Here is a 25,145-nt window from a genome sequence, read left to right on the forward strand (position 1 = left end):
GCCACATTGATGAGCCGTCTGCTGGCCCCCTGCGCACTCGCCCTGGCCCTGGCCGCCTGCTCGCCTTCGGGTGAGCAGGCCCAGGCCAGCAAAACCCTGAACATCGCGTTCTTCGGCGACAACACCATTCTGGTCAGCGTCGACCCCTTCCAGGTGTATTGGCTGGAGCACCGCGTGTTGCTGCGCAACGTCGCCGAATCCCTGACCGACCAGGATCCGGAAACCGGCAAGATCATCCCCTGGCTGGCCAAGCGCTGGGACGTCAGTGACGATGCGCTGACCTACACCTTCCACCTGCGCAACGACGTGACCTTCAGCAACGGCGAACGCTTCGACGCCAACGCCGTGAAGACCGCCTTCGACAGCGACAAGGCCCTGGCCACCGCGCTGCCGGCCACCTTTGGCGCCACTTACCTGGCGGGCTACGACCATGCCGAAGTGGTGGATGATTTCACCGTCAAGCTGGTGCTCAACAAGCCCAACGCGGGTTTCCTGCAAGCCACCTCCACCACCAATCTGTCGATCCTGGCACCGGCGTCCTATGCCCTGAGCGTCAAGGAACGCTCCCTGGGCAAGATCATCGGCACCGGGCCGTTCGTGCTGCAAAGCTACACCCCGGAAGTCGGCGCCCATCTGGTCAAGCGCAAGGGTTATGCCTGGGCCTCGGCGAATATGAAAAACCAGGGCGAGGCCCATCTGGATGCGGTGGACGTCACCTACATCCCTGAAGAGAGCGTGCGCAACGGTCTGTTCCTGCAAGGCAAGGCCGACATCCTGTGGCCCCGCAACCCGTTCTCCGAAGTCGACCTGAAACTGTTCCAGTCCAAGGGCGCCACTATCCAGAGCCGCTCGCTGCCGGGGCCGTCGCTGAACCTGTTCCCCAACACTCGGGGCGGTCGCACCCTGGCAGACAAGCAGGTACGCCTGGCCGTGCAAAAAGCCATCGACCGCAAGAGCTACGCGAGTACCGTCTACAACTCCGAGTTTGCGGTGGTCGATGGCATCTTCGATGTGACCACGCCGTACTTCAAGAGCCAGGGCGACAAGCTCACCTATGACTCGGCGGGTGCCGAGCGCCTGCTCGACGGCGCCGGCTGGGCCAAGGGTGCCGACGGCTACCGCCATAAGAACGGCAAGCGCCTGAGCCTGAGCTACAACATCAGCCCGGCCGAAACCGCCGGCGATGTGCTGTTGCAGGACCAACTGCGCAAGGTCGGCATCGAGGTCAAGCTCAACGTCGTCACCCGCGCCGAATGGGTGGCCAACAACTCGGCCGGCAACTACGACCTGACCATCAACTACATGACCCGCGCCGACCCGATCATCCTGCAAACCATTCTTGACCCGCGCAGCGCCAACAGCGCCACCGTCGCCACCAACATTTTCGAACCCCAGGTCATCGACCAGGCCAAGGCGCTGTTTGACGCCGGCATCACCGCCACCCAGAGCCAGCAACGTGCCGATGCCTATGGCGCCCTGCAGGACCTGCTGGTGGATGAAGGCGCCGCATTCCCGGTGTATGAGCGTGTGTGGCAAGCAGCGACGGCGGCCAAGGTGAAGAATTTCCGCTGGACCGCCGAGGGCTTTGCGCTGCTGGGCGACATCGAGATCGGCACGCCATGAGCCGCTACCTGATCGGCCGTGTCGGCCAGGCCCTGCTGGTGCTCTGGGGTGCCTACAGCATCACGTACTTCATCCTCTACTTGCTGCCGGGCGATACGCTGTCGCTGATGCTCAGCGCCTCGGGCATGGAAGCCGACGCGCTATCAGTGGAAGACCTGGCCAAGGCGCGGGCTTACTACGGATTGGACAAAGGCGTGTTCGAGCAGTATTTCAGCCTCTTGTCGGGGGCGCTGCACGGTGACTTCGGCCAGTCGCTGTCGATGAACCGTCCGGTCGCCGACCTGCTGGTGGAGCGCCTGCCGCAAACCCTGTCCCTGGCCGGCCTGGCGATTGTGCTGTCGTTGCTCGGCGGCATCGGCCTGGCCTATCTGACGGCCTATATCCGCTGGCAGCCGTTGAAGAAAGCACTGACACGCTTGCCCTCCCTGGGCTTCTCGGTGCCGGTGTTCTGGATGGGACTGCTGCTGATCCAGGTGTTCGCCTTCGGCCTGGGCTGGTTTCCGGCCACCGGCAGTCGCGGTTTCGACAGCCTGATCCTGCCGGCCGTGACCCTGGCCATCCCCAGCGCGGCGGTGTACGCCCAGGTGCTGCAACGCAGTTTCCACGGCGTGTGGCAGCAACCTTACATTGCCACGGCCTACGCCAAGGGCCTGAGCCGCGCTCAGGTGCAGGCGCGCCACGGGTTCAAGAACGCCGCGTTGCCGATCCTTACCCTGATCGGCTTGCAGGTGGGCAACACGGTATCCGGCGCGGTGCTGGTGGAAACCATCTTCGCCCGTTCCGGCATCGGCCGCCTGGCCCAGGAAGCCGTGCTGCGCCAGGACATTCCGGTGGTGCTGGCGATTGTCGCGGTGTCGGCGGCCGCCTTCGTGCTGGTCAACCTGCTGGTGGACCTGCTGTACCCGTGGCTCGACCCGCGTATCTCCCACACGCCAAAGGTGTCCTGAACCATGACCCTCCTTGAGCAGAACCTGATTTCGACCAGCCCCCGGCCCACCCTGTGGCGCCGCCGCACACGCTTGCAACGCACGGCAGCCGTGGTCCTGCCCCTGCTGCGCCGGCCGGGATTTACCCTGGCGGTGCTGCTGGTGCTGTTCTCGCTGGTGGCCGCCGTGGCGCCACACGTGCTGACCAGCTTCGACCCTTACGCCACCTCCCCCGTGGACAAACTGCGCGCGCCCAACCTGACCCATTGGTTCGGCACCGATGAGCTGGGCCGCGACCTGTTTACCCGGGTGGTCTACGGCGCCAGCCTGTCGGTGCTCGCCGCGTCGCTGGCGGTGGGCATCGCGCTGCTGGGCGGATTGGGACTGGGCATCCTGTCCGGGTTTGCCGGCGGACGCATCGACTCGGTGATCATGCGCTTCGTCGATGTGCTGCTGGCGCTGCCCGGCGTATTGCTGGCCCTGGCGATTGTCACCGCGATCGGCTTCGGCACGGTGCCGGTGGCCATCGCGGTGGGCGTCGGCATCATTCCGGGATTCGCCCGCACCACCCGCGCTGAAGTGCTGCGGGTCAAGACCCTGCCCTACGTGGAAGCCGCCCGCCTGGGCGGTGCGAGCTGGGGGCGGACCTTGCTGCTGCACATTTTGCCCAACGCCTGGGGGCCGGTGGCGGTGTTGGCCACCCTGGACTTCGGCGCCGCGATACTCGCCACCGCAGGCCTGAGTTTCCTCGGCTTTGGCGCCGTGCCGCCGGCTGCCGAATGGGGCACGCTGATCGCCAACGGCCGCCACTTCCTCATCACCGCCCCCTGGGTATCGCTGCTACCGGGCCTGTTCCTGGTGGCCGTGGTGTTCAGCCTCAACCATATCGCCCGCACCTTCGAGGAGACCCAGCGATGAGCGCTTTAGTGGATATTCGCCAACTCAGTGTCAGCTACCGTTCCGGTGGGCAGCTCAATCAAGCCGTGCGCGACCTCTCGCTCAGCATCGACCAGGGCGAAACGGTGGCGATTGTCGGCGAATCCGGCTCGGGCAAATCCACCCTGGCCAACGCAATCCTCGGCCTGCTGCCAGACAGCGCCCAGATCAGCGCGGGTCAATTATGGGTGGACGGCCACGACCTGACGCGCGCCAGCGAGCGCCAGAAGCGCGCAGTACGGGGGCGCACCGTGGGCCTGGTGCCCCAGGACCCGATGGTCAGCCTCAACCCGACCCTGCGCGTTGGCCAGCAGATTGCCGAGGCGCTGATAGTCGCCCGGGGCAAGCGCTACCCCGGCGTCGACGCGGACATTGTCGAGTTGCTGCAACAAGTGGGCCTCGACAAACCGGTGCTGCGCGCCCGCCAGTACCCCCATGAACTTTCCGGCGGCATGCGCCAGCGCGTGCTGATCGCCATCGCCCTGGCTGGTAACCCCCGGCTGATCATTGCCGACGAACCCACCAGCGCCCTCGATGTCACGGTGCAGCGCAAGATTCTCGATCACCTGCAGCGCCTGGTCCGCGAACGCGGCATTTCTCTGTTGATCATCACCCACGACCTTGGCGTGGCCACCGACCGTGCCGACCGTGTGCTCGTCATGCAACAAGGCCAGGTGGTTGAACAGGGCCCGCCGCGCCAGATCCTGGTTGCACCCCGGCACACGTACACCCGCGCGCTGATCGCCGCCGCGCCGGCGTTCGCCAAACGCCGCGAACCGTTGATCCGCATCGACCCGATGGAGACGCCGATCCTCAGCCTGCACAACGTCGGCAAGACGTTTGCGCTGCCAAGGGTCAAGGGCGAAGACCACCAGTTCGTGGCGCTGGAGGACCTCAGCCTGGAGCTATACCCCGGCCAGACCCTGGCGATTGTCGGCGAGTCCGGCTCGGGCAAAAGCACCGCGCTGCGCATCGCCCTGGGCCTGGAAAAACCCAGCCATGGTCAAGTGTGGTTCGAACAGCGGGACGTGACACACCTCAGCTGGCGCGAGTTCCGCCCGCTGCGCCAACGCTTGCAACTGGTGCAGCAAAATCCATTTGCGGCGCTAGACCCGCGCTTCACCGTGTTCGACAGCATCGTCGAACCGCTGGTGTCGTTCGGCTTGCTCAAGGGCGCGGCGCTTGAGCAAGCGGCGCGCGAGCTGATCAGCCGGGTGCACTTGCCGGTGAGTTTCCTTGACCGTCTGCCACGGGAGTTGTCCGGCGGCCAGTGCCAACGGGTCGCCATCGCCCGCGCCCTTGCGTTGAAACCGGACGTGTTGTTGCTGGATGAACCGGTCAGCGCCCTCGATGTGTCCGTGCAGGCGCATATCCTTGCCCTGCTGGAAGAACTGCAACGGGAAATGGGCATCGCCTATGTGCTGGTGTCCCACGACTTGTCGGTGGTGGCCAACTTCGCCCACGAGGTGTTGGTGTTGCGCAATGGCCGGGTGGTCGAGCAAGGCACTGTCGAGAGGATTTTCAATCACCCTGCCAGCGATTACACCCGTGAGCTGATCGCGGCCATTCCGGGGCAGTCCATGACACAGGCCGCGTGATCAATAGATATACCCGGCGGTTTTGCGTAGGATAGCGCCCAATAATCATTCTCATTAGCGACCCTTTCCATGCACTCCGCCCTTCAGCCCCGCGCTGGCGCCCGCATCCTGGCAATCGAGGATGACCCGGTGCTGGCCGCCAACCTCGACAGCCACCTGTTGCAGCGCGGCTTTTGCGTCACCCTGCGCCACGACGGCCAGGACCTCCAGAACCTGCTGCGCGACGAAGCCTTCGACCTGATCCTGATGGACATCATGCTGCCAGGCGGCAATGGCCTGGAGTTGCTTGCCCAGTTGCGCAAGCGTCAGCGTACACCGGTGATCCTGATGTCGGCGCTGGGCGCCGAACAGGACCGCATCAGCGGTTTCAGCCAGGGTGCGGACGACTACCTGCCCAAGCCCTTCAGCCTGATGGAAATGGATGTGCGCATCGACGCGATCCTGCGCCGCGTGGCCTACGAGCATGCGAGCCAGGCGCCTGTGAACCCAGACCCGCAACTGCTGTTTGACGAACAGCGCGCCGATGTCAGCCGCAACGACGCCTGGGCCAACCTGACCAGCACGGAATACCGGGTGCTGCAAACCCTGGTCCAGCACCCCGCCGAAGTCCTGACCAAGGCGTTTCTCTATCAGCAGGTGATGCATCGCGCCTACTCCCAACACGACCGCAGCCTGGACATGCATGTCAGTCGTGTACGGCGCAAATTGCAGGCCATCGGCTACACCGGTGGGCGCATCGAGACCGTGCGCGGCATGGGTTATCTGCTCACGCCATTGCAATCATGACGCTGCCGGACCGGCACTCGCTGCTGTGGAAACTCACCGGCGTGCTCGCGCTGCTGTGCCTGCTGGTGATCAGCCTGCAAGCGGACCTGAGCCGGCGCGTGCACGAAGCGACCGCGTTGTTGCCCGACTCGGTCAAGCTCGCCTACAGCGATTACGCCAGGCAAGCCGAAGCGGCCTGGACTACCCAGGGCAGCCGGGGGGTCGACCGCTTTCTTGAGGATTTACGCCGACGCGAACAGGTATGGGCGGCGGTGGTGGATGAGCATTCGCGCTCGTTGTCATCCGTGCCGCTGACGCGTGCCGAGCGGCGCAAGCTGGACTTCGTCCGGCCGATGGGCTGGACGGTGGGCCGCCCTGGGGGCCGACCGACCTTTTACGTGCCGTTCAGCGACGAAAAGTCCCGGCTGGTGATGGCGCTGCCGCCGCGTTTCGACCCGCGCAAGCACAACCAGCTGTGGGATGTGTTGCTGCAGTGGGTGCTGCCGTCCGCCCTCGCGCTGATGCTCGGCTTCTTGCTCTACCGGGTGCTGATCGCCCCGGTGGTGATCCTGCGGCGCCAGGCCAACGCCCTCAGCGCCGGTGACCTGGGCGCGCGCGTAGGCCCGGCGGTGGCCGGACGTCGCGACGAACTCGGCGAGCTGGCGCGCGCCTTCGACCACATGGCCGAGCGCCTGGAGAACACCCTGACCCTGCAACGCCGCCTGATGCGCGACCTGTCCCACGAGCTGCGCACGCCGCTGTGCCGCCTGCGGGTGGCCGGCGAGCGCGAGCAGGACATGCCCGCCATGCGCCAGCGCCTCGAGCGCGAAGTGCAAGGCATGAACCAGTTGATCGGCGACACCCTGGAGCTGGTATGGCTGGATACCGAGCGCCCTGCCCCGGTGCTGGAACCGGTGGAGCTGGATCACCTGTGGTCGGTGCTGTGCGCCGATGCCAGCTTCGAGAGCGGCTGGGCCATGGAGCGGTTTCCTTGTGAGCTGCCGGCGGAGTGTCGGGTGCTCGGCAACCTCAATGGCCTGGCCCAGGCCCTGGAAAACATCCTGCGCAATGCCATTCGCCACTCACCGGACGACGGCATGGTGACTATCGGCGGTCATCACGACGGCGCGTTCTGGCAGGTGTGGATCGAGGACCAGGGCCCCGGTGTGCCTGCCGACCAACTCGAATTCATCTTCCAGCCCTTCAGCCGCCTCAACGCTGCACGCCCCGGTGGCAGTGGCTTTGGCTTGGGTTTGTCGATTGCGCGCAGCGTGGTGCAACTGCAAGGCGGCGAACTGTGGGCCGAGCATTCGGACGCCGGCCTGCGCATGAACCTGCGGCTGCCAAGTGTATAATTTGTAAATCGCATTTACTCACACTTGAGAATCAATATTATTTGCGCCACCCATGGAGACTCAGGGTGAGCCGGCGCTCACACACTCCATCGGGCCGATTCCCAAGGAGTGTTATCGATGTCCCCCAGGTTCAAACTCAATCACCTCGTTCTCGCATTGATGGCTGCTGGCCCCGGCATGTTGCTGGCGGCCGAAGCTGCCGATACGGCCCTGGTCCTGGGTGATACCCACGTTGTGGCAACCGCCGAAGAAGCGCTCAAGCAAGCCTCCGGGGTTTCGATCATCACGGCCGAAGACATCAGCAAGCGCCCGCCGGTCAACGACCTGTCGGAGATCATCCGCAAGATGCCCGGCGTCAACCTCACCGGCAACAGCGCCAGCGGCACCCGGGGCAACAACCGCCAGATCGACCTGCGCGGCATGGGCCCGGAAAACACCCTGATCCTGATCGACGGCAAACCGGTGACCTCGCGCAATGCAGTGCGCTACACCCGCTCCGGCGAACGTGATACACGCGGCGACAGCAACTGGGTGCCGGCCAACGAAGTGGAAAGCATCGAAGTGCTGCGCGGCCCGGCGGCGGCGCGCTACGGTTCAGGCTCCATGGGCGGCGTGGTCAACATCATCACCAAGCGCCCGACCCAGGACCTCACCGGTTCGATCTCGGCGTTCACCAACCTGCCCGAGGACGATGCCGAGGGCGTGACCAAACGCACCACCTTCAGCCTCGCCGGCCCGCTCACCGACGCCCTCACCTTCCGCGTCTACGGCAACCTGAACAAGACCGATGCCGACGACGCCGACATCAACAAGGCCCACACCGATGTGGCCAATGGCGCCTCACTGGCCGCCGGCCGCGAAGGTGTGCGCAACAAGGACGTCAACGGCCTGCTGAGCTGGGAACTGGACGAGCAGCAGATCCTCGACTTCGAAGCCGGCTTCAGCCGCCAAGGCAACATCTACACGGGCGACGTGGGCACCGGCGGCACCGAATCCCTCACCGCCGGCAGTACCATCAACCGCTGGCTGGGCCGTGAAACCAACACGATGTACCGTCAGAACTTCTCCGTCACCCATCGCGGCGACTGGGCCTTTGGCTCCTCCAAGGTGCTCGCGCAGTACGAGAAAACCCGCAACAGCCGCCTGCTCGAAGGCCAGACCGGCTCGGTCGATGGCGACATCAGCGCGAATGCGAGCAAAAGCACCAGCACCTACAACAGCTATCTGTTGCAGGGCGAGTTGAACATTCCGCTGGAAGTGCTGCTGCCGCAGACCCTGACCCTGGGCTCGGAGTGGAACCGCCAGGAACTCGACGACCCGAGCACCTTCGACCGCGCCATCGGCACCACCCTGCCCAACTCCGCCGCCGGTGCGCGATCCACCAGCATGGACGCGACCATGATGGCGGTGTTCGTCGAAGACAACATCGAGCTGACACCCAAGTGGTTCCTGACCCCGGGCGTGCGCCTGGACCATCACGACCAATTCGGCGCGAACTGGAGCCCGAGCCTCAACAGCGCCTACAAGCTCACCGATGACCTGACGCTCAAAGGCGGTATCGCCCGCGCGTTCAAGGCACCGAACCTGTACCAGTCCAACCCCAACTACCTGTATCGCAGCAACGGCAACGGTTGCGCACCGTCCTTGAACGGCACCGGCTGCTACGTGCTGGGCAACGACAACCTGGACCCGGAAATCAGCATCAACAAAGAGCTGGGCCTGAGCTTTGCGCGCAGCGGCTGGAGCGCCAGCCTGACGTACTTCCGCAATGACTACGAAAACAAGATTGTCTCGTCCAACAGCGAGACCGGCCGCACCGCCGCCAACGAGCCGATCCTGAAGTGGGACAACGCCAAGGATGCGGTGGTCAAGGGCTGGGAAGGCAGCGTCGGCGTGCCGTTGCTGGGCGAGAACGGCGAGACCCTGAGCTGGAACACCAACTTCACCTACATGCAGGACAACACCGACAGCGACGGCAACCCACTGTCCGTGGTGCCCAAGTACACGGTCAACACCATGCTCGACTGGCAGGTCACCGAGGCCCTGGCCCTGAGCCTGACCGGCACCTATTACGGCAAACAGGAGCCCCGCGACTTCAACCCCACCCGTGACGTGGCGGTGACCGCCACCAACGAGATGAAAACCCTCGACCCGTACCACGTGTGGGGGATGGGCGGCACCTATGCACTGAACAAGCACCTTTCGTTCGGCGCCGGTATCAGCAATATCTTCGACAAGCGTGTGTACCGCGAAGGTGCCGGCACCAGCGCCGGGGCCAGCACCTACAACGAGCCGGGGCGCGCCGTGTATGCGTCGGTGACGACCTCGTTCTGATCAACGCCGCCAAAAAAGCCCGGCCGTTTCCACGGCCGGGCTTTTGCGTGAGCCACCGCTGAACAAAACCGTCCGCGTCCACTGATGAGCCACCCCGATGAAAAGCACCCCACATTATTGGCCAACCGTATCGCGCATCATCGCCGCCGTGCTGGGTGGCTACTGCTTCACGTATGCCTTCACCGCCGCCCTCGCGCGCCTGTTGCCGCTGGACAAGGTCGACGCCCTGATCATTCCCAGCCTGTTTTCCTTCGCGGTCTACACCGGCGCGGTCCTGTGGGCCTTCGCCTGCCGCAGCGCCCGCCGCGCCTGGGCTGGACTGGGGCTGGCGATCCCGCTGGCGATCATCGGGTTCTGGTCGAACGGGCTGGAGTACCTGGGATGAAAACCAAGACCATTACCCAATCGCTGTCCTGGCTGCACACCTGGAGCGGCCTGCTGTTTGGCTGGTTGCTGTTTGCGATTTTCCTCACGGGCACCCTGGCGGTGTTCGACAAGGAAATCGACGCCTGGATGCAGCCGGAAGTACCCACCCACCCTTTCAGCCAGGCCGAAGCCGCACAACGCGCGCTCGCGTACCTGCAAGCCCAGGCACCCGGCGCCAGCGCGTGGAACATTGGCCTGCCCACCGAGCGCTCGCCGGAGTTGACCGTGTCCAGCGGCGAACAGCGCCGGGGCGGCGGCAAGACCCTCGACCCCAACACCGGCGAGTTGGTGAAGACCCGCGAAACAGCGGGCGGCGGGTTCTTTTTCCGCTTCCACTTCACCCTCAACCTGCCGCGCGCTATCGGTATCTGGATCACCGGCCTGGCGGCCATGGCGATGCTGGTGGCGTTGGTCAGCGGCATCGTGATTCACAAGAAGATCTTCAAGGAATTCTTCACCTTCCGTCCCGCCAAGGGCCAGCGCTCCTGGCTCGATGCGCACAACGCCACGGCCGTGCTGGTGTTGCCGTTCCACCTGATGATCACCTACACGGGGCTGGTGATTTTCTACCTGATCTACATGCCGGCGGCGATGAACGCGCTGTTCGACGGTGACCGTGACGCGGCCAGCCGAGCCCTGCGTGGCGCCCCCAGCGAACAGCATGCCGGCCGCCCCGGCGGTGAAGCGCGTGGGGAACGGGCCAGGCCCGCGGCGCACAGCGCAACACTGACGGACCTCGCGCCGGTGCTGGCTGAAGCCGAGCGTGTCATGGGCCCGGTGGCGGGGTTGTCGATCCAGAACCCGGGACGCAGCGACGCACGCATCGAGGCGCGCCCGGTGCTGGGCAATCGCATCGAACTGACCAAGGGCATGAGCATGGTGTTCGACGGCGTCTCCGGCAAGGTGCTGCGCCTGCCGACCGTGAGCCGACCGAGCCTGCTCACGCAAAAAGTCATGGCCGGGTTGCACTTCGCGCAGTTCGGCGGCTACCCGATGCGTTGGCTGTACTTCATCTGCGGACTGGCCAGTTGCGCAATGATTGCCAGCGGGTTGGTGTTGTTCACCGTCAAGCGGCGTCGACGCCACGATCAGGAAGGCGTGATAGGCGCGCTGCTGTATCACGCGGCGGAACGTCTCAACGTGAGTATCGTCGCCGGGCTCAGCCTGGCGTGCGTGGGCTTGCTGTGGGCCAATCGCCTGCTGCCGCTTGAGTTGGCCGAGCGTGGTGCGTGGGAGGTGCGCGTATTCTTCCTCATCTGGCTGGCAAGCCTCGGCCACGCCATCGTGCGCCCTTGGCGCGCAGCCTGGCGCGAACAACTGGGCGTCACCGCGCTGCTGTGCCTGAGTGTGCCGTTATTGAACCTCGTGGTCGTCAACCGGGGCGACGCGTTCTACTTGGAACTCACCTCGGTGGCGTTGGGTGCCCTGTTCGCCTGGCTTTGCTGGAAACTCAGCCAACCGCCCGCACAACGAACGGCTGCGCGCAGCGCCCGACACGCCGTGGAGGCGCCATGAACCTCACGTTGATCGCCAGTCTGTTGCTGGCCTACTGCGGCATGTTGGGCTTGTGTTTCGGGCTGGAACGGCATTACAAACACCTCGGCTATCGCCTGCCTGCCAAAGGTCTGCTGCGCGTGTGGCGCAGTGCCGGCTGGCTCGCGCTGGCCGCCAGTCTCTCCGGCTGCGTCCTGGCCTGGGGATGGGCAATGGGGCCCGTGGGCTGGCTGGGCCTGCTCTCGCTGGCGGGTTTGGCGCTGGTATTTGTGTTGCCCTATGCGCCGCGTGCAGGGTTGTGGATCGGCGGTTTGAGTTGGCCGCTGCTGGGCATACTGGCGTGCTTGTAACGACTGTGGGAGGAGACGCGGTGAACCTGATGCACCGAGTCGCCTGCATCGCAGGCAAGCCAGCGCCCACATTTGAATCGTGCACGCTTCAGATGCCCTGCTCCGCCAACTATGCCCGACTGGGTAACAGTCTTTTGTCATCACTGATATTGATAGCACCCTAACGAAGCCCCCATTCTAGGGGGCTTCGTTCGCACTTATATCATTCCGAATGATAGTTACCTTCGCTTCATTCGATTCGTGACATAGCACCCCGCCGCGCATGATCCGCCCATCTCAAATACATTGGCGGATGCACCTCATGGAACAGTCACTCAAACATTTGCGCTTCCCCCTGGCGATTTTAGCCGTGGTGGTGATGAGCGCGTGCGGCAAGACCCCGGATCAAACGGCCGCCATGCCTGCTGCCAAAGTCAGCGTGGCCAAGGTACTGGAGCAGCCGGTCAACGAGTGGGACGAGTTCACCGGCCGCCTCGAAGCACCGGAAACCGTACAGATTCGTCCACGGGTCTCGGGCCAGATTGACCAAGTCGCTTTCACCGAAGGCGCTTTGGTCAAGAAAGGCGACCTGCTGTTCCAGATCGACCCGCGTCCGTTCCAGGCTGAAGTGCGTCGCCTCGAAGCCCAGCTTGCCCAAACCAAAGCCGCGGCCACCCGCAGCGACAATGAAGCCCAGCGCGGCGAGCGCCTGCGCCAGAGCAACGCGATTTCCGCCGAACTCGCCGACTCGCGCACCACCGCAGCCCAGGAAGCCCGCGCCGCCGTCGCCGGGATCCAGGCGCAATTGGACCTGGCCAAGTTGAACCTGAGCTTCACCCGCGTCTCCTCGCCGATCAGTGGCCGCGTCAGCCGTGCCGACATCACCGCCGGCAACCTGGTGACCGCCGACGTCACCCCGCTGACCAGCGTGGTCTCCACCGACAAGGTCTACGCCTACTTCGACGCCGATGAGCGCGTGTTCCTCAAGTACACCGAACTGGCCCGCCAAGGCCGTCGCGGTGCAACTACCCCGGTGTACCTGGGCCTGTCCAACGAAACCGGCAACCCGCACCTGGGCCAGATGAACTTCGTCGACAACCAGGTCAACCCGGCCACCGGCACCATCCGTGGCCGCGCCGTATTCGACAACAGCAAGGGCGAGTACACCCCTGGCCTGTACGCCCGACTGAAACTGGTCGGCAGCGGCACCTACTCCGCCGTGTTGATCAATGACGAAGCCGTCGGCACCGACCTGGGCAAGAAGTTCGTACTGGTGATGGACGGCGACAAGCCGGCTTATCGCGCAGTGGAACTGGGGCCGAAAATCGAAGGTTTGCGCATTGTGCGCAGCGGCCTGACCAAGGACGACACCGTGATCGTCAAGGGCCTGCAACGCGCACGTCCAGGCTCGCCGGTCACCCCGGAAACCATCCCGATGGCCAGCAAGGAAACCCTCGCCGCCTTGGCCCAACAACGACAAGCGCTTGAAGCGAGCAACCTCGAACAAGTGGCGCCGGAAAAAACCGCGCCCAAGCTCGCAGCCGTTGCGGCTCCACGCGGTTAAGGGATACAACTCAAGATGAATTTTTCCAAGTTCTTCATTTCGCGGCCGATCTTCGCAGCGGTGCTGTCGCTGCTGATCCTGATCGCCGGCGCAATCTCGCTGTTCCAATTGCCCATCAGCGAATACCCGGAAGTGGTTCCGCCGACCGTGGTGGTGCGCGCCAACTTCCCCGGCGCCAACCCCAAGGTGATCGGTGAAACCGTGGCCGCACCGCTGGAGCAGGCCATTACCGGCGTCGAGAACATGCTGTACATGTCCTCGCAGTCGACCGCCGACGGCAAGCTGACGCTGACCATCACCTTCGCCCTGGGCACCGACCTGGACAACGCGCAGGTGCAGGTGCAGAACCGTGTGACCCGGACGCAGCCAAAGCTTCCAGAGGAAGTGACGCGCATCGGTATTACCGTGGACAAGGCCTCCCCCGACCTGACCATGGTGGTGCACGTCACCTCACCGGATCAGCGCTACAACATGCTCTACCTGTCCAACTACGCCATCCTCAATATCAAGGATGAGTTGGCACGCTTGGGCGGTGTGGGCGATGTGCAGTTGTTCGGCATGGGCGACTATTCCCTGCGTGTGTGGCTGGACCCGAACAAGACCGCTTCGCGTAACCTGACCGCCACCGATGTGGTGACCGCCATTCGTGAGCAGAACCGTCAGGTTGCAGCCGGTGCGCTGGGTGCGCAGCCTGCACCCAACGACACCAGCTTCCAGCTGTCGGTCAACACCCAGGGCCGGTTGGTCACTGAGGAAGAGTTCGAAAACATCGTCATTCGCGCCGGTGACAATGGCGAAATCACGCGCCTCAAAGACATCGCACGGGTTGAACTGGGCTCCAGCCAATACGCGCTGCGCTCGTTGATCGACAACCAGCCGGCCGTGGCGATCCCGATCTTCCAGCGCCCTGGCTCCAACGCCATCGACATCTCCAATGACGTGCGCGCCAAGATGGCGGAGCTGAAGAAAAGCTTCCCTGAGGGCATGGACTACCGCATCGCCTATGACCCCACCGTGTTCGTGCGGGGCTCGATTGAAGCGGTCGTGCACACGCTGTTCGAAGCACTGATTCTCGTGGTGCTGGTGGTGATCCTGTTCCTGCAGACCTGGCGTGCCTCGATCATTCCGTTGGTGGCGGTGCCGGTTTCGTTGATCGGTACGTTCGCGGTGATGCACCTGTTTGGCTTCTCGCTCAACGCGCTGTCGCTGTTCGGGCTGGTGTTGGCGATCGGTATCGTGGTGGACGACGCCATCGTGGTGGTGGAAAACGTCGAGCGCAACATCGAGCTGGGGCTTGAGCCCTTCCCCGCCACTGAAAAAGCCATGAGCGAAGTGACCGGCCCGATCATCGCCACCGCCCTGGTGCTGTGCGCGGTGTTTGTTCCGGCCGCCTTTATCAGCGGCTTGACCGGGCAGTTCTACAAGCAGTTCGCCTTGACCATCGCGATCTCGACCGTGATCTCGGCATTCAACTCGTTGACTTTGTCCCCAGCTCTGGCAGCGGTGTTGCTCAAGGGGCACAACGCACCCAAAGACGGGTTCTCACGGTTCCTCGACAAGATGCTCGGCGGCTGGTTGTTCAAACCGTTCAACCGCTTCTTCGACAAGGCCAGCCATGGCTACGTCGGTACCGTGCGCCGCGTGATCCGTGGCAGTGGCATCGCGCTGTTCCTGTACGCCGGTCTGATGGTGCTGACCTGGCTGGGTTTTGCCCACACCCCGACCGGTTTCGTACCGGCCCAGGACAAGCAGTACCTGGTGGCCTTCGCCCAACTGCCGGACGCCGCGAGCCTTGACCGCACTGAAGACGTGATCAAGCGCATGTCCGACATCGCCTTGAAACAGCCGGGCGTGGAAAGCGCGATTGCGTTCCCGGGCCTGTCGATCAACGGTTTCACCAACAGCCCGAACAGCGGCATCGTGTTCGTGACCCTGAAACCGTTCGACGAGCGTAAAGACCCAAGCATGTCTGCCGGAGCAATTGCCGGTGCGTTGAATGGCAAGTACAGCGACATCCAGGAAGCCTACATGGCGATCTTCCCGCCGCCGCCGGTACAGGGGCTGGGCACGATTGGCGGCTTCCGCCTGCAAATCGAAGACCGTGGCAACCTGGGTTATGACGAGCTGTACAAAGAAGTGCAGAACGTCATCACCAAGAGCCACAACGTGCCGGAGCTGTTCGGCCTGTTCACCAGCTACACGGTCAACGTGCCCCAGGTCGATGCCGCCATCGACCGCGAAAAGGCCAAGACCCACGGCGTGGCGATCAGCGACATCTTCGACACCCTGCAGATCTACCTGGGCTCGTTGTACGCCAACGACTTCAACCGCTTTGGCCGCACCTACCAGGTCAACGTGCAGGCTGAGCAGCAGTTCCGCCAGGACGAAGACCAGATCGGCCAGCTGAAAGTACGCAACAACAAAGGCGAGATGATCCCGCTGGCGACCTTTATCAAGGTCAGCGACACCTCGGGGCCGGACCGCGTGATGCACTACAACGGCTTTATCACCGCAGAAATCAACGGCAACGCTGCTCCGGGCTACAGCTCGGGCCAGGCTGAGGCGGCGATCGAGAAACTGCTGAAAGAAGAGCTGCCCAACGGCATGACGTATGAGTGGACCGACCTGACCTATCAGCAAATCCTCTCGGGCAATACCGCGCTGTTCGTGTTCCCCCTCTGCGTGCTGCTGGCGTTCCTGGTACTGGCCGCCCAATACGAGAGCTGGAGCCTGCCACTGGCGGTGATCCTGATCGTACCGATGACCCTGCTGTCGGCCATCACCGGGGTGATTATCTCGGGTGGCGACAACAACATCTTCACCCAGATCGGCCTGATCGTACTGGTGGGCCTGGCGTGCAAGAACGCGATCCTGATCGTCGAGTTCGCCAAGGACAAACAGGCCGAGGGCCTGGACCCGCTGGCGGCGGTACTGGAAGCTTGCCGCCTGCGTCTGCGGCCGATCCTGATGACCTCGTTCGCGTTCATCATGGGTGTGGTGCCGTTGGTACTGTCCAGCGGTGCCGGTGCCGAAATGCGCCATGCCATGGGTGTGGCGGTGTTCTCCGGGATGATCGGCGTGACCTTCTTCGGCCTGTTGCTGACACCGGTGTTCTACGTACTGATCCGTCGATATGTAGAGCGCCAGGAAGCACGCAAAGCGGCCAAGGCCTTGAAGCTGGAGACACAGCAATGAGTGTGAAAGTATTCCTCCCGAGCTTGCTGGTACTGGCGCTGAGCGCCTGTGCCGTAGGCCCTGACTACAAGACCCAGACGCCGGAGGCGGCGAATATCACGGCCGCTGCCGATGCCAGGCAGTATGACCATGCCAAGTTCGAAGGCATCTGGTGGCAGCAGTTCGAGGACCCGACGCTCAACCAGTTGGTGACTCAATCGCTGCAAGGCAACCGTGATCTGCGCGTGGCCTTTGCCCGCCTTCGGGCCGCACGGGCGATCCGCGATGACGCCAGCAATGACGCCATGCCGACCATCACCAGCCGCGTCAGCAGCGACCAGGGCAAAGGCCAGATTCCGGGCCAGACCACCAGCCGGGTGAAGACCGAGCGCTATGACCTGGGCCTGGACATGGCTTGGGAGCTGGACCTGTTCGGCCGCATCCAGCGCAACCTGGAAGCCACCGACGCCGACCAGCAAGCGGCCGAAGCCGACCTGTACCAGCTACAAGTCACCATGATTGCGGAACTGGTGGACGCCTACGGCCAACTGCGCGGCGCTCAGCTGCGTGAACGCATCGCCCTGGACAACCTGAACAACCAGCAGGAATCGCGCACCATCACCGTGAGCCTGCGGGATGCCGGTGTCGGTGATCAGCTCGACGTGGAACGCGCCGACGCACGCCTCGCCGGGGTTGAAGCCAGCGTGCCGCAACTGCAGGCCGAACAAGTGCGCGAGCGTAACCGCATCGCCACCCTCCTCGGCCAGCGCCCGGACAAGCTGACGGTCGACCTGAGCCCCAAAGACCTGCCGGCGATTGCCAAGGCCTTGCCGATCGGTGACCCCGGCCAACTGCTGCAACGTCGCCCGGACATCCTCAGCGCCGAACGCAAGTTGGCCGCCGCCACCGCGCGCATCGGCGTGGCCAAGGCCGATCTGTTCCCACGGGTCAGCCTCAGCGGCTTCCTTGGTTTTACCGCTGGGCGCGGTTCGCAGATCGGCTCGTCTGCCGCCAATGCCTGGGCACTCGGCCCGAGCATCACCTGGGCTGCGTTCGACCTGGGCAGCGTGCGCGCCCGTCTGCGTGGTGCAGATGCGCAGGCCGAGGGTGCACTGGCGACCTACGAGCAACAGGTATTGCTGGCACTGGAAGAATCCGAAAATGCCTTCAGTGATTACGGCAAGCGCCAGCAGCGGCTGGTCTCGTTGATCCGCCAAAGCGAATCCAGCCGCGCCGCCGCCGACCTGGCTGCGATTCGCTACCGCGAAGGCACCGTGGACTTCCTGGTCCTGCTCGACGCCCAGCGCGAACGCCTGGCCGCCGAAGACGCCCAGGCCCAGGCCGAAGTCGATTTGTATCGCGGCATCGTGGCGATCTACAAAGCATTGGGCGGTGGCTGGCAGCCGGACACGGTGGTGGCCAGCAGCAAGTGATGTAAAGAGCTCCTTTGGTTGGTCGCATCCAGCCAATTTTTAGCCCCGCGGCCCATTCGGACGTGGGGCTTTTTTTTAGATTGAGTGTGGGATTGGTCTTAAATAGTTGAGGGATTTAACTGTAGGACATGAGGAATTAAAACGTGGGTAGTTTCCTAGTCCCGCCTGGGTGACACCGATTAGCGAATATTGGCCAACCTGGCGTTACTGACATCGCTGGAATAGGCTCAAACTTGTAATTAAAGAAACCATCATGAGCGTCGACAAGCGGATGTAACGTCTAACTTTTCGGAGCGTTTCCATCATGGCTATTCTGTTGACGGCTGAGCAAATGCGACATACCAAAGCGTCGAATCCTTTTCAGATAAGGAACCCTGAGCGGGTGACGAATCAGTTTACGATAACAGAGGGGGACAAGGCTGCGCAGACATTGAAGTTGGGTGACAAGGAAGAAATCATCGAACTGAAAAAGTTTTTGAAGAATTATGACATGACCTCCATTAGCACAGATGAGCTCAAAGCTGTTGGCAGGCGACTCTATGACAGCAAAATGATCAACGAACGATCGTTCGGCATGTTTATTTCGGGAAATGGCGCCTCTGACATCAAGGGAAATCAAACCGACACCCACATAAAATTCAATGCAATCGCCCTTTTCAATGAAAAGCTTGAAGACACAATTGCCTACTTCAACAGTGACCCAAGCATTATCAGACGAGAAGGAGCAACCGATCATTTGCAGGGTATGATCAATGCAAACCATGCAATTAATGCACTTTCATACTTTATCAACTCTAGCCGCAGCAACCTCTCTATCGACGAAAATATCTAGCAGTGCATTTCCACCAAATGCGCCAGAAAATCTGGCGCACACAGACGGTTAGAGGTCACCTACCATATCGCGCTGTACCTGAATAAGCCTTTGGAAGCGGCTCATTATTTTTTACCCTCACTCGATATGAGCCAAGTGGCCCATTATACGATGCACTGTTGCTTATCCCGAAGGTTTCACGCTTCCATGAACCGCTTACCAAGCGTTCAATATAAAGCTCGGGCGCTCTACCGACGCCTAACGCGGAAATGCGCGTCTCTATATTCGCATGGGAGCATCCACCCGATGACGTGACAGTAAACGGACCATGGGCCGTTTGCTCACTATCACCCGGCACTATCCCTGTAAAGCTATCGGTAATGTACAAACACACCGCATTCGCCTGAAACGACATCAGCGCCAACGCCAATAACGGTATTGCAAAAAGACTTTTCATGATTTCACCTCACGTGTAAACCCATCAAGATTTTTGCGATTCTGGCAAATCAACAGGCAGTGTTATTCACGCATAGGCCACCCTCCATTTAACGGTGCGCATCTGCCTTGGCATAACGCGCCCCCCGGATAAACCGAACAAGGTCAACAGCAGGAACTATGCTGACGACTATGCACGACTTATCACACAGGGTAAGCCGGCCGCTTCCTAAACTATTGAACGAACATTCTGTAGTACGGGAGAAGCACTACGTAGGTAATGTCCTAATACCGCCTTGCCGCGTCACTTCATCCACACTCGCCGTCAGCGCCATTGGAAAACGGATCGCACCACATCCACTATTTTCACGGTTTTTTCGCCCGGTGCGGGTACTTTGCCAAACACGCCCACAATCTGCCCATTCCGTTCATTGCGGGCGAGCAAATAACCCGGTGGTGGTCGGTCGGACACGGACCGCTTGTCAATAATGCGCACCGCCACCGTTTCCTTGATAAGACCACCGCCGGACCGTGCGACGGCACCGTCGATGGCTGCCATATTGGCCTCGAACAAGGGGCGATTGTTCGCGGCCTGGTCGAGCAGGGCCGCAACAAATGCGGTGGAGTCCGCGTTGTGCATCTGGGGATCGCGGGCGAACAGGCTGACGGTGCCGTCCTCGACATCGCCGCTCACGTAACGGAAGTCCTTTGGGTTGGTGGACTTGCCCAGGTTGAGCAAGTCCACGATGTCTTCGCGCGCGCCGCGCAACTTGCCGGCGTACACAAAATCGTCATCGGCCGGCATACCGTGGCTCACCTCATGAATCAGCGTATTGGCCAAGGTGTCATCACTGCTGCCCATGTCGCGGTAATACTGCATCGCCCCATCGACATTGACTTCGATGTATTTCTCATTGAGCGCACCCGCCTTGTAGTCCGCATAACTGGAAGGTTGCAGTTGGGCCGACCAGCCGGGCTCACTGCTGTGTATAAAGTCGATGTTGTCCATTTTCAATTGGCCCAGGTCAGCTTTCATAAGCTGCTGTTTGCGTTGCAGCGCCTTGAGCGTTTCAGGTGTGTCGGAACCGTAAAACAGCCGGGCGACTTTTTTAGTGTCTTCAACGTGACCCGGGGCCTGGGCTGTGCGAATCGCGGCATCCAGCCTTGCCCGCGCAATCGGCAACGAACGCTGGATGGCCTGGCGGCTTTGCTCAGTGATGGACAATGGCGATGGGGGCACCGTGCTCGGTGTGGCGATACTTCCTCTGTCCACCCTGCGCATTTGCCTCGCGGGTTGCCTCGAGCCAACGGTGGCGGCTGCACGGTGAGCAGCAATGTCTTGGCTGCTGACAGACGCAGCCCTGCTAGATGGTGCCCGCGCAGCGACCGCTGGTGGTACGGACGGTTGGCTCCAGCCACGACTGAGAATGTGCCCGCCCTCGATAAACTCCCCGGGCGCAGGCGCGAGGAAATCCTTGAACGCCACCTCGGCCGAACGCAGGTTGGAAAAGTCCTTGTACTTGATCAGTGCCTTGGCGCTCGCATCCCGATAGGCCCGCATCAGCGCAGGCTCCGGCAAAATCATCGGCTCCGCCAGCGAAGGCATGCCTTTACTGGCAAATTGCGGCGCGGTCAGGTCAAAAGCGTAGGTCTTGCCCTGGTAATCGCCGATGGGGAAGAAGTGATTAAACACGCCGTCCGGATTGCGCGAGTTCCAGATCAGCATCGAGCGGTACTTGATGTTCTCGAACCCGTTGTCCTTCATGAATTCACCGACGATGTCCGCGGCATTTGCACAATCGCCCGCTGGCGCGATGAACGCCTTCTCCAGCCTTGGATTACGGCGCAAATGGTCCATGAAGCCACGCATGGCCGGTGGTAACGCTGCCGAAGAGTCAGCATCTATCTGACGCAAGGGCTCTACCCGGGTATCAATGACAGCCTTGGCCGTTGGCGCGACAGGTTTCACCGGCATGCTCTTCTTGACTGCGGCCACGGGAGGCGACAGTTGCTGCTCGGCCAATTTGACGAGGGACTTGAAACCCTCGCCTCTGCCGTCCTGAAGCTGAGCCAAGGCATAGAATATTCTGGCCGTCGGATCATTGTGGGCGGGATAAGGCTGCAGAGTCTGGGTCAGCGCAAACAGCCATTCGGCGCGGGACATGCCCTTTGGGACGGCTAGGGAGTCAAGATTTCGAGCGAAAGCACCATGAGCGATATCAGACCCCATCAGGCCGTCCCGCCCCGAGGGGCGAAAAACCTGCGGTATCGTGCTGGCTGACGTACCGGACATCGCGCGATTTATCTCATCGAGCGTGCTGATACTGGTCAAGTCGGCGTTTCGAAACTGTTCGATAACCTGACGCACCCTTCCTTCCGGCACCTTTACACGGCTGGACGCAGCAATCCAGGACGCCGCAGCCTGCGTTGGCGGGCCACTGGCCTCGAGCGGTTGCAAGGTCGGTGGATGGCGGGTCATTGTGCGCAGGAACTTGTTATTGGCCTCCAGTCGGGTCCACTCATCTTCAAGCAGGCTGCGCGCACGCTGGGTGGCTACACGCTCACCCGCCAGGTTCAACGATGGCTGGCCGGCATCGGTGGTGACCTGCCGCAGGTTATGGGTCACCGACTGCCTTACACTCTGCTGAGTGGTCTCCAGGGCAAGTCGCCTGCCCACGTTGGTATCCAACAGTTTGTCGGCGAGATACGTGCCTCGCTGCACATCGTTCAGTTGCAGCCAACCCGCACCTGGCACGGGTTTGCTACCCCCCTGGGTGACGGCAACGCCCATCCTTTGCCACGTATTCGACACGGAAGCCGCACTGCCGAACGCCTTGGCGTCGATGGCTGGCGCGCGGGGCAACGGGCCGGCACCGGTTGCCAAACGTTTTGCCGCGACTTCCTTGAGCACCCGCGGCATGTTGCTCTGGATGTATCGGTTGGCGAAACGCTGATAGCCGATCTGCGAAGCCACACGGTTGGCAACGCTCGCGCCCTGGACCACCTTGACTGAGCCCTCCACCGCCACAGGCAATGCCACCTGCAGCCCTGCCGCTACCAGTGATCCCACGGCTTGACGCTGGGCGGCGTCGCGTTCGATCGGTTCATCACTGATGCTGGCGTGAAGGTGGCTCACACCGCTGCTGGCCAAGCTGACGCCAGCACCCGCGCCAGCCAACATGGCCCGGGACAAGAGTGTTCCCGTCCCGGGAGCCATGAACATGAGCGAGTAACTGTAGAGGTCCATTATGCCTTTGATCACTTCGAGCGCCTCAAGCCCGAATTGCTCCCAATCGGTGAAAATCAGGGTGTCGATGTCCGAGCGGATACGATCCATGCTGGAATCGTAAAGCCCTTGGCTCAGCTCCATGATGTTTTCACACGGCTCGAAGGAAAACGGCTTGACGTTGACCTGGCCGCCATTGAGTGGCATCCCAATCAGGGCATTGTTTGAGAACTGCGTTTTGCTGACGTCGAATGCAGCGGGATTTCTTGCGGTTTTCAATTGTTCGAAAAGATCGAGTTTTATCTGTATCCACTGCTTGAATTCAGAATCCGTAGGGTAAACGGGCGCGTTCTCGCTGCGGCGCTCACCCAGTTTCCAATAAGCGTTGGTCTGTTCGCCAATGTAGAAGCATTTATCGTCGTCCACGCTGCACAGCACGGCCGTTTGCCCTTGGGTCACCGCGAATACACCGTTGACCGTCGCACCATGGAATTTGACGTGGGACGCCTGCCGGTCGCCATTCATAAAGTCAGCCATCAACACATGACCCGGGTGGTCGACGTGAGTGGACGCCACGTAGTTGCTGGCCGCATTGTTCACCCTTGCCCCGTAAAAGGTCAGCCACGACTCCTCGAGACCAGGCCGTTGTTTGTAAGCTGAAAAATCGGCCTCCAGACGGCCCCTGAGCTTGCCTTTGTCAATGAAGTCCACCAACGGCTTTTGCTCGATACTGACGACTTTGAAACGCCGCCCAAATTGATCACGCATCAGACGCACATCATTCAAATAGGTACCCGTCACGACTTCCTTGAGGGTGTAGGACTTGGTTTTTGCCACGGCCGCAGTGATGTGCAGATTCGGATCATCTGGTTGGGCTTCTTTGTAGACCACCTTGATTCGACTCTGAGGATTCAGGTTCGTAGCCGTCCCGGTGCTGTTTTGAAACTCACGGATCGACGCCTCGATAGCCGCATCTACAACGGCCGAAGGTTGCAGGATTGGGGCATACAACGTATTCATCCAGGCAACCGCCTGATCGATGGCGCCGTCCATCTTGCTCACCAGGATTTTCTCGTAGCCTGCCCGCTGCGCGGCTTCCCGAACCTGGAACCGCTGCATCCCGGAGGCGGTGGCGTTGGCCAGCAACGTGTCATCGATCGAAGTGTCGACGTGACCGGACGTGCGAAGCAACTCGCCATAGGTCAGGGTGCTGCCCGGAAGTCTGCGGTTGAGTATCGAGGCCATCGACCCTGCAGCCGGTTCATGACGTTGCACAGCGCTGCGCCGCTCGCGCGATGCGTATGTGTTCAGCGCCTCATTGAGCAACTGTCCGAGTAACGCATCAGGATGGCCGGGCACTGGCGTGGCAAGCGCGATGTCCACGTCCTTATCCAACATTGTCAGCCCGCCCGGTGTTACCGGCTCTTCAAGGCCCGGGGATGGCGGCAGGCACCAATGGCTGTAAAAAGTACTGACGGCTCCATAGGTCAGCAGGGTCATCAACGCCAATGACGTATTTTGCTCAATGGCCTGGCCCACGCGCTGCGTCATCAGCAGTCCTCGACCGAGCAACCAGGCGCCCAAGGCGCCCGCCATGTGCTGGATCTCGTGCCCAGCGCCGTGAGCCTGCGAGATCAACGTGGTTTCCCGGTACACCTCATTGGCCACACCATAGCCACCAGAAGGCGCAGCGCTCGCCTTGCCCACCAGATCCCTGAGCAGCACCCGGACTTCCTCAAGATCCGCAGCTTCAGCACCCGGCAAACTGAGCGCTGCATCAACCGGGCTCAATAGCTGGCGGGCCTGGGCGGTGAATGCCTCCAGCCACTGCTTATCCGCTGGCATGGCGGCGGCTCGCTTTTCGCTCAGGTCATCGACAATATTCTTGCCGTGATCCACGGCTGCCGCCCGCCGTGCATCGTCAAGGTATAATCCGGCCTGGTTTTCTTGAAGGCGGTCAGGGCGTGTGCATTGCTGGTTGTATAACCCCCAGGCGGCGTCTGCTGCCGCCTGGATGCCCTGCCCGGCCTCCTGCAGCCCGCGGTAGGTCGTGAGATTGATCAACGGCAACAAGGGCGCCGTGTCTTTTGCCAGCGCCTGGCCGATGTCAATGGCGTAGGCGAATTTGGCGGCTTCAAAACGTTCTTTCAATCGATCGATCTGTGTCTGGACGACCGCAGCCTTGTCGGCGCTGAGCCCTTTGAGCGAACTCTCCGCATCCAGCACCTGTTCGCCCATCTGCGCCAATGCTTGCGCGGTGGCGAGGGGTATGTAGCGTTTGTTCAATTGCCGCAGGCGCTCTTCGGCCTTCCATGCCGCCTGCATTGAACGGTTGGGAAGATGCCCGGGTTTGTGACCCGAGCCGGCCATTTTAAAGCCGTCCCACAAGTCCTTGATTTTCTGACCGGTGCTCAACGGGTACTGGCGCACATCCTCATAGCGCGCATGGCGCAGATGCTGGCGATGCGCATTGGAAACCTGCTTGATTTCCTTGCTCAACTCGCGCAGTTCCGCCTGAAGTGCCTGCGCTTCAGTCGGGACGCCTGGCGCTGTGTTTTCGGTACGCAGAAGTGACGAACCGGCACCTGGCGCCGCTCCCTCGGTTGGACGATGGGTGGAACTGATCGACAGCGGCATCGGACGCATTCTTGAGTGAGAAAGGATCCCTCAAGCGTTACGGAGTTGACCTGTCTGGCCTATCGGATTTTTCGCAGGA

General features: G+C 61.9%; 16 protein-coding genes. 14 read left to right on the forward strand and 2 right to left on the reverse strand.

All coding sequences use genetic code 11. The features are described 5' to 3' along the window. Positions 1–9 precede the first annotated feature (9 nt). From CQ041_RS16865 to CQ041_RS16930, 14 genes are all read left to right on the forward strand, one after another. Positions 10–1,623 (forward strand): ABC transporter substrate-binding protein, encoded by a 1,614-nt coding sequence (locus tag CQ041_RS16865; protein ID WP_105523528.1) that lies wholly within the window; start codon positions 10–12, stop codon positions 1,621–1,623. Further along, on the forward strand, positions 1,620–2,570 hold the full coding sequence (locus CQ041_RS16870) for an ABC transporter permease (protein WP_105523529.1): 951 nt from the start codon (positions 1,620–1,622) through the stop codon (positions 2,568–2,570). Before CQ041_RS16865 ends, CQ041_RS16870 begins: the two co-directional genes overlap by 4 nt. 3 nt (positions 2,571–2,573) lie before the next feature. Next, the gene (locus tag CQ041_RS16875; RefSeq protein WP_105523530.1) at positions 2,574–3,467 is read left to right on the forward strand and encodes an ABC transporter permease; all 894 of its coding nucleotides are present in this window, start codon (positions 2,574–2,576) and stop codon (positions 3,465–3,467) included. Beyond that, positions 3,464–5,083: an ABC transporter ATP-binding protein gene (locus CQ041_RS16880; protein ID WP_105523531.1), complete on the forward strand. Its 1,620-nt coding sequence runs from the start codon at positions 3,464–3,466 to the stop codon at positions 5,081–5,083. The genes CQ041_RS16875 and CQ041_RS16880 overlap by 4 nt, the downstream gene beginning before the upstream one ends. Positions 5,084–5,152: 69 nt before the next feature. Beyond that, positions 5,153–5,869, forward strand: a complete 717-nt coding sequence (locus tag CQ041_RS16885) for a response regulator transcription factor (RefSeq protein WP_105523532.1) — start codon at positions 5,153–5,155, stop codon at positions 5,867–5,869. Then, positions 5,866–7,203, forward strand: a complete 1,338-nt coding sequence (locus tag CQ041_RS16890) for a sensor histidine kinase (RefSeq protein ID WP_105523533.1) — start codon at positions 5,866–5,868, stop codon at positions 7,201–7,203. Before CQ041_RS16885 ends, CQ041_RS16890 begins: the two co-directional genes overlap by 4 nt. A gap of 117 nt (positions 7,204–7,320) precedes the next feature. Then, the gene (locus CQ041_RS16895) at positions 7,321–9,537 is read left to right on the forward strand and encodes a TonB-dependent siderophore receptor (protein WP_105523534.1); all 2,217 of its coding nucleotides are present in this window, start codon (positions 7,321–7,323) and stop codon (positions 9,535–9,537) included. Positions 9,538–9,634: 97 nt separating this feature from the next. Then, positions 9,635–9,922: a DUF3649 domain-containing protein gene (locus CQ041_RS16900; protein ID WP_105523535.1), complete on the forward strand. Its 288-nt coding sequence runs from the start codon at positions 9,635–9,637 to the stop codon at positions 9,920–9,922. After that, on the forward strand, positions 9,919–11,478 hold the full coding sequence (locus CQ041_RS16905; RefSeq protein ID WP_105523536.1) for a PepSY domain-containing protein: 1,560 nt from the start codon (positions 9,919–9,921) through the stop codon (positions 11,476–11,478). Before CQ041_RS16900 ends, CQ041_RS16905 begins: the two co-directional genes overlap by 4 nt. Then, positions 11,475–11,807 (forward strand): DUF3325 domain-containing protein, encoded by a 333-nt coding sequence (locus tag CQ041_RS16910; protein ID WP_105523537.1) that lies wholly within the window; start codon positions 11,475–11,477, stop codon positions 11,805–11,807. Before CQ041_RS16905 ends, CQ041_RS16910 begins: the two co-directional genes overlap by 4 nt. Before the next feature lie 301 nt (positions 11,808–12,108). Beyond that, entirely contained in the window at positions 12,109–13,350 is a 1,242-nt protein-coding gene (gene mexE, locus CQ041_RS16915; protein WP_105523669.1) for a multidrug efflux RND transporter periplasmic adaptor subunit MexE, read from the forward strand. A 15-nt stretch (positions 13,351–13,365) separates the two neighbouring features. Further along, the gene (locus CQ041_RS16920) at positions 13,366–16,545 is read left to right on the forward strand and encodes an efflux RND transporter permease subunit (protein ID WP_105523538.1); all 3,180 of its coding nucleotides are present in this window, start codon (positions 13,366–13,368) and stop codon (positions 16,543–16,545) included. Further along, positions 16,542–17,957: an efflux transporter outer membrane subunit gene (locus tag CQ041_RS16925; RefSeq protein ID WP_105523539.1), complete on the forward strand. Its 1,416-nt coding sequence runs from the start codon at positions 16,542–16,544 to the stop codon at positions 17,955–17,957. The genes CQ041_RS16920 and CQ041_RS16925 overlap by 4 nt, the downstream gene beginning before the upstream one ends. Positions 17,958–18,261: 304 nt before the next feature. Then, positions 18,262–18,789, forward strand: coding sequence for a hypothetical protein (locus CQ041_RS16930; protein ID WP_105523540.1), 528 nt, complete (start codon positions 18,262–18,264; stop codon positions 18,787–18,789). Positions 18,790–18,844: 55 nt separating this feature from the next. Here CQ041_RS16930 and CQ041_RS26205 read toward each other — a convergent pair whose 3' ends face one another. Further along, on the reverse strand, positions 18,845–19,225 hold the full coding sequence (locus CQ041_RS26205; protein ID WP_146116069.1) for a hypothetical protein: 381 nt from the start codon (positions 19,223–19,225) through the stop codon (positions 18,845–18,847). Positions 19,226–19,528: 303 nt separating this feature from the next. Beyond that, positions 19,529–25,066, reverse strand: a complete 5,538-nt coding sequence (locus CQ041_RS16935; protein WP_177429393.1) for a hypothetical protein — start codon at positions 25,064–25,066, stop codon at positions 19,529–19,531. Between the last annotated feature and the right edge of the window lie 79 nt (positions 25,067–25,145).

This window comes from Pseudomonas sp. MYb60 (assembly GCF_002979555.1).
Taxonomy (GTDB): Bacteria; Pseudomonadota; Gammaproteobacteria; order Pseudomonadales; family Pseudomonadaceae; genus Aquipseudomonas.

What these genes read in the sequence shown, in the direction of transcription:
- CQ041_RS16865 (WP_105523528.1), top strand. Translation starts at nt 10, where the DNA reads ATGAGCCGTCTGCTGGCCCCCTGCGCACTCGCCCTGGCCCTGGCCGCC.
- CQ041_RS16870 (WP_105523529.1), top strand. Translation starts at nt 1,620, where the DNA reads ATGAGCCGCTACCTGATCGGCCGTGTCGGCCAGGCCCTGCTGGTGCTC.
- CQ041_RS16875 (WP_105523530.1), top strand. Translation starts at nt 2,574, where the DNA reads ATGACCCTCCTTGAGCAGAACCTGATTTCGACCAGCCCCCGGCCCACC.
- CQ041_RS16880 (WP_105523531.1), top strand. Translation starts at nt 3,464, where the DNA reads ATGAGCGCTTTAGTGGATATTCGCCAACTCAGTGTCAGCTACCGTTCC.
- CQ041_RS16885 (WP_105523532.1), top strand. Translation starts at nt 5,153, where the DNA reads ATGCACTCCGCCCTTCAGCCCCGCGCTGGCGCCCGCATCCTGGCAATC.
- CQ041_RS16890 (WP_105523533.1), top strand. Translation starts at nt 5,866, where the DNA reads ATGACGCTGCCGGACCGGCACTCGCTGCTGTGGAAACTCACCGGCGTG.
- CQ041_RS16895 (WP_105523534.1), top strand. Translation starts at nt 7,321, where the DNA reads ATGTCCCCCAGGTTCAAACTCAATCACCTCGTTCTCGCATTGATGGCT.
- CQ041_RS16900 (WP_105523535.1), top strand. Translation starts at nt 9,635, where the DNA reads ATGAAAAGCACCCCACATTATTGGCCAACCGTATCGCGCATCATCGCC.
- CQ041_RS16905 (WP_105523536.1), top strand. Translation starts at nt 9,919, where the DNA reads ATGAAAACCAAGACCATTACCCAATCGCTGTCCTGGCTGCACACCTGG.
- CQ041_RS16910 (WP_105523537.1), top strand. Translation starts at nt 11,475, where the DNA reads ATGAACCTCACGTTGATCGCCAGTCTGTTGCTGGCCTACTGCGGCATG.
- mexE (WP_105523669.1), top strand. Translation starts at nt 12,109, where the DNA reads ATGGAACAGTCACTCAAACATTTGCGCTTCCCCCTGGCGATTTTAGCC.
- CQ041_RS16920 (WP_105523538.1), top strand. Translation starts at nt 13,366, where the DNA reads ATGAATTTTTCCAAGTTCTTCATTTCGCGGCCGATCTTCGCAGCGGTG.
- CQ041_RS16925 (WP_105523539.1), top strand. Translation starts at nt 16,542, where the DNA reads ATGAGTGTGAAAGTATTCCTCCCGAGCTTGCTGGTACTGGCGCTGAGC.
- CQ041_RS16930 (WP_105523540.1), top strand. Translation starts at nt 18,262, where the DNA reads ATGGCTATTCTGTTGACGGCTGAGCAAATGCGACATACCAAAGCGTCG.
- CQ041_RS26205 (WP_146116069.1), bottom strand. Translation starts at nt 19,225, where the DNA reads ATGAAAAGTCTTTTTGCAATACCGTTATTGGCGTTGGCGCTGATGTCG.
- CQ041_RS16935 (WP_177429393.1), bottom strand. Translation starts at nt 25,066, where the DNA reads ATGCCGCTGTCGATCAGTTCCACCCATCGTCCAACCGAGGGAGCGGCG.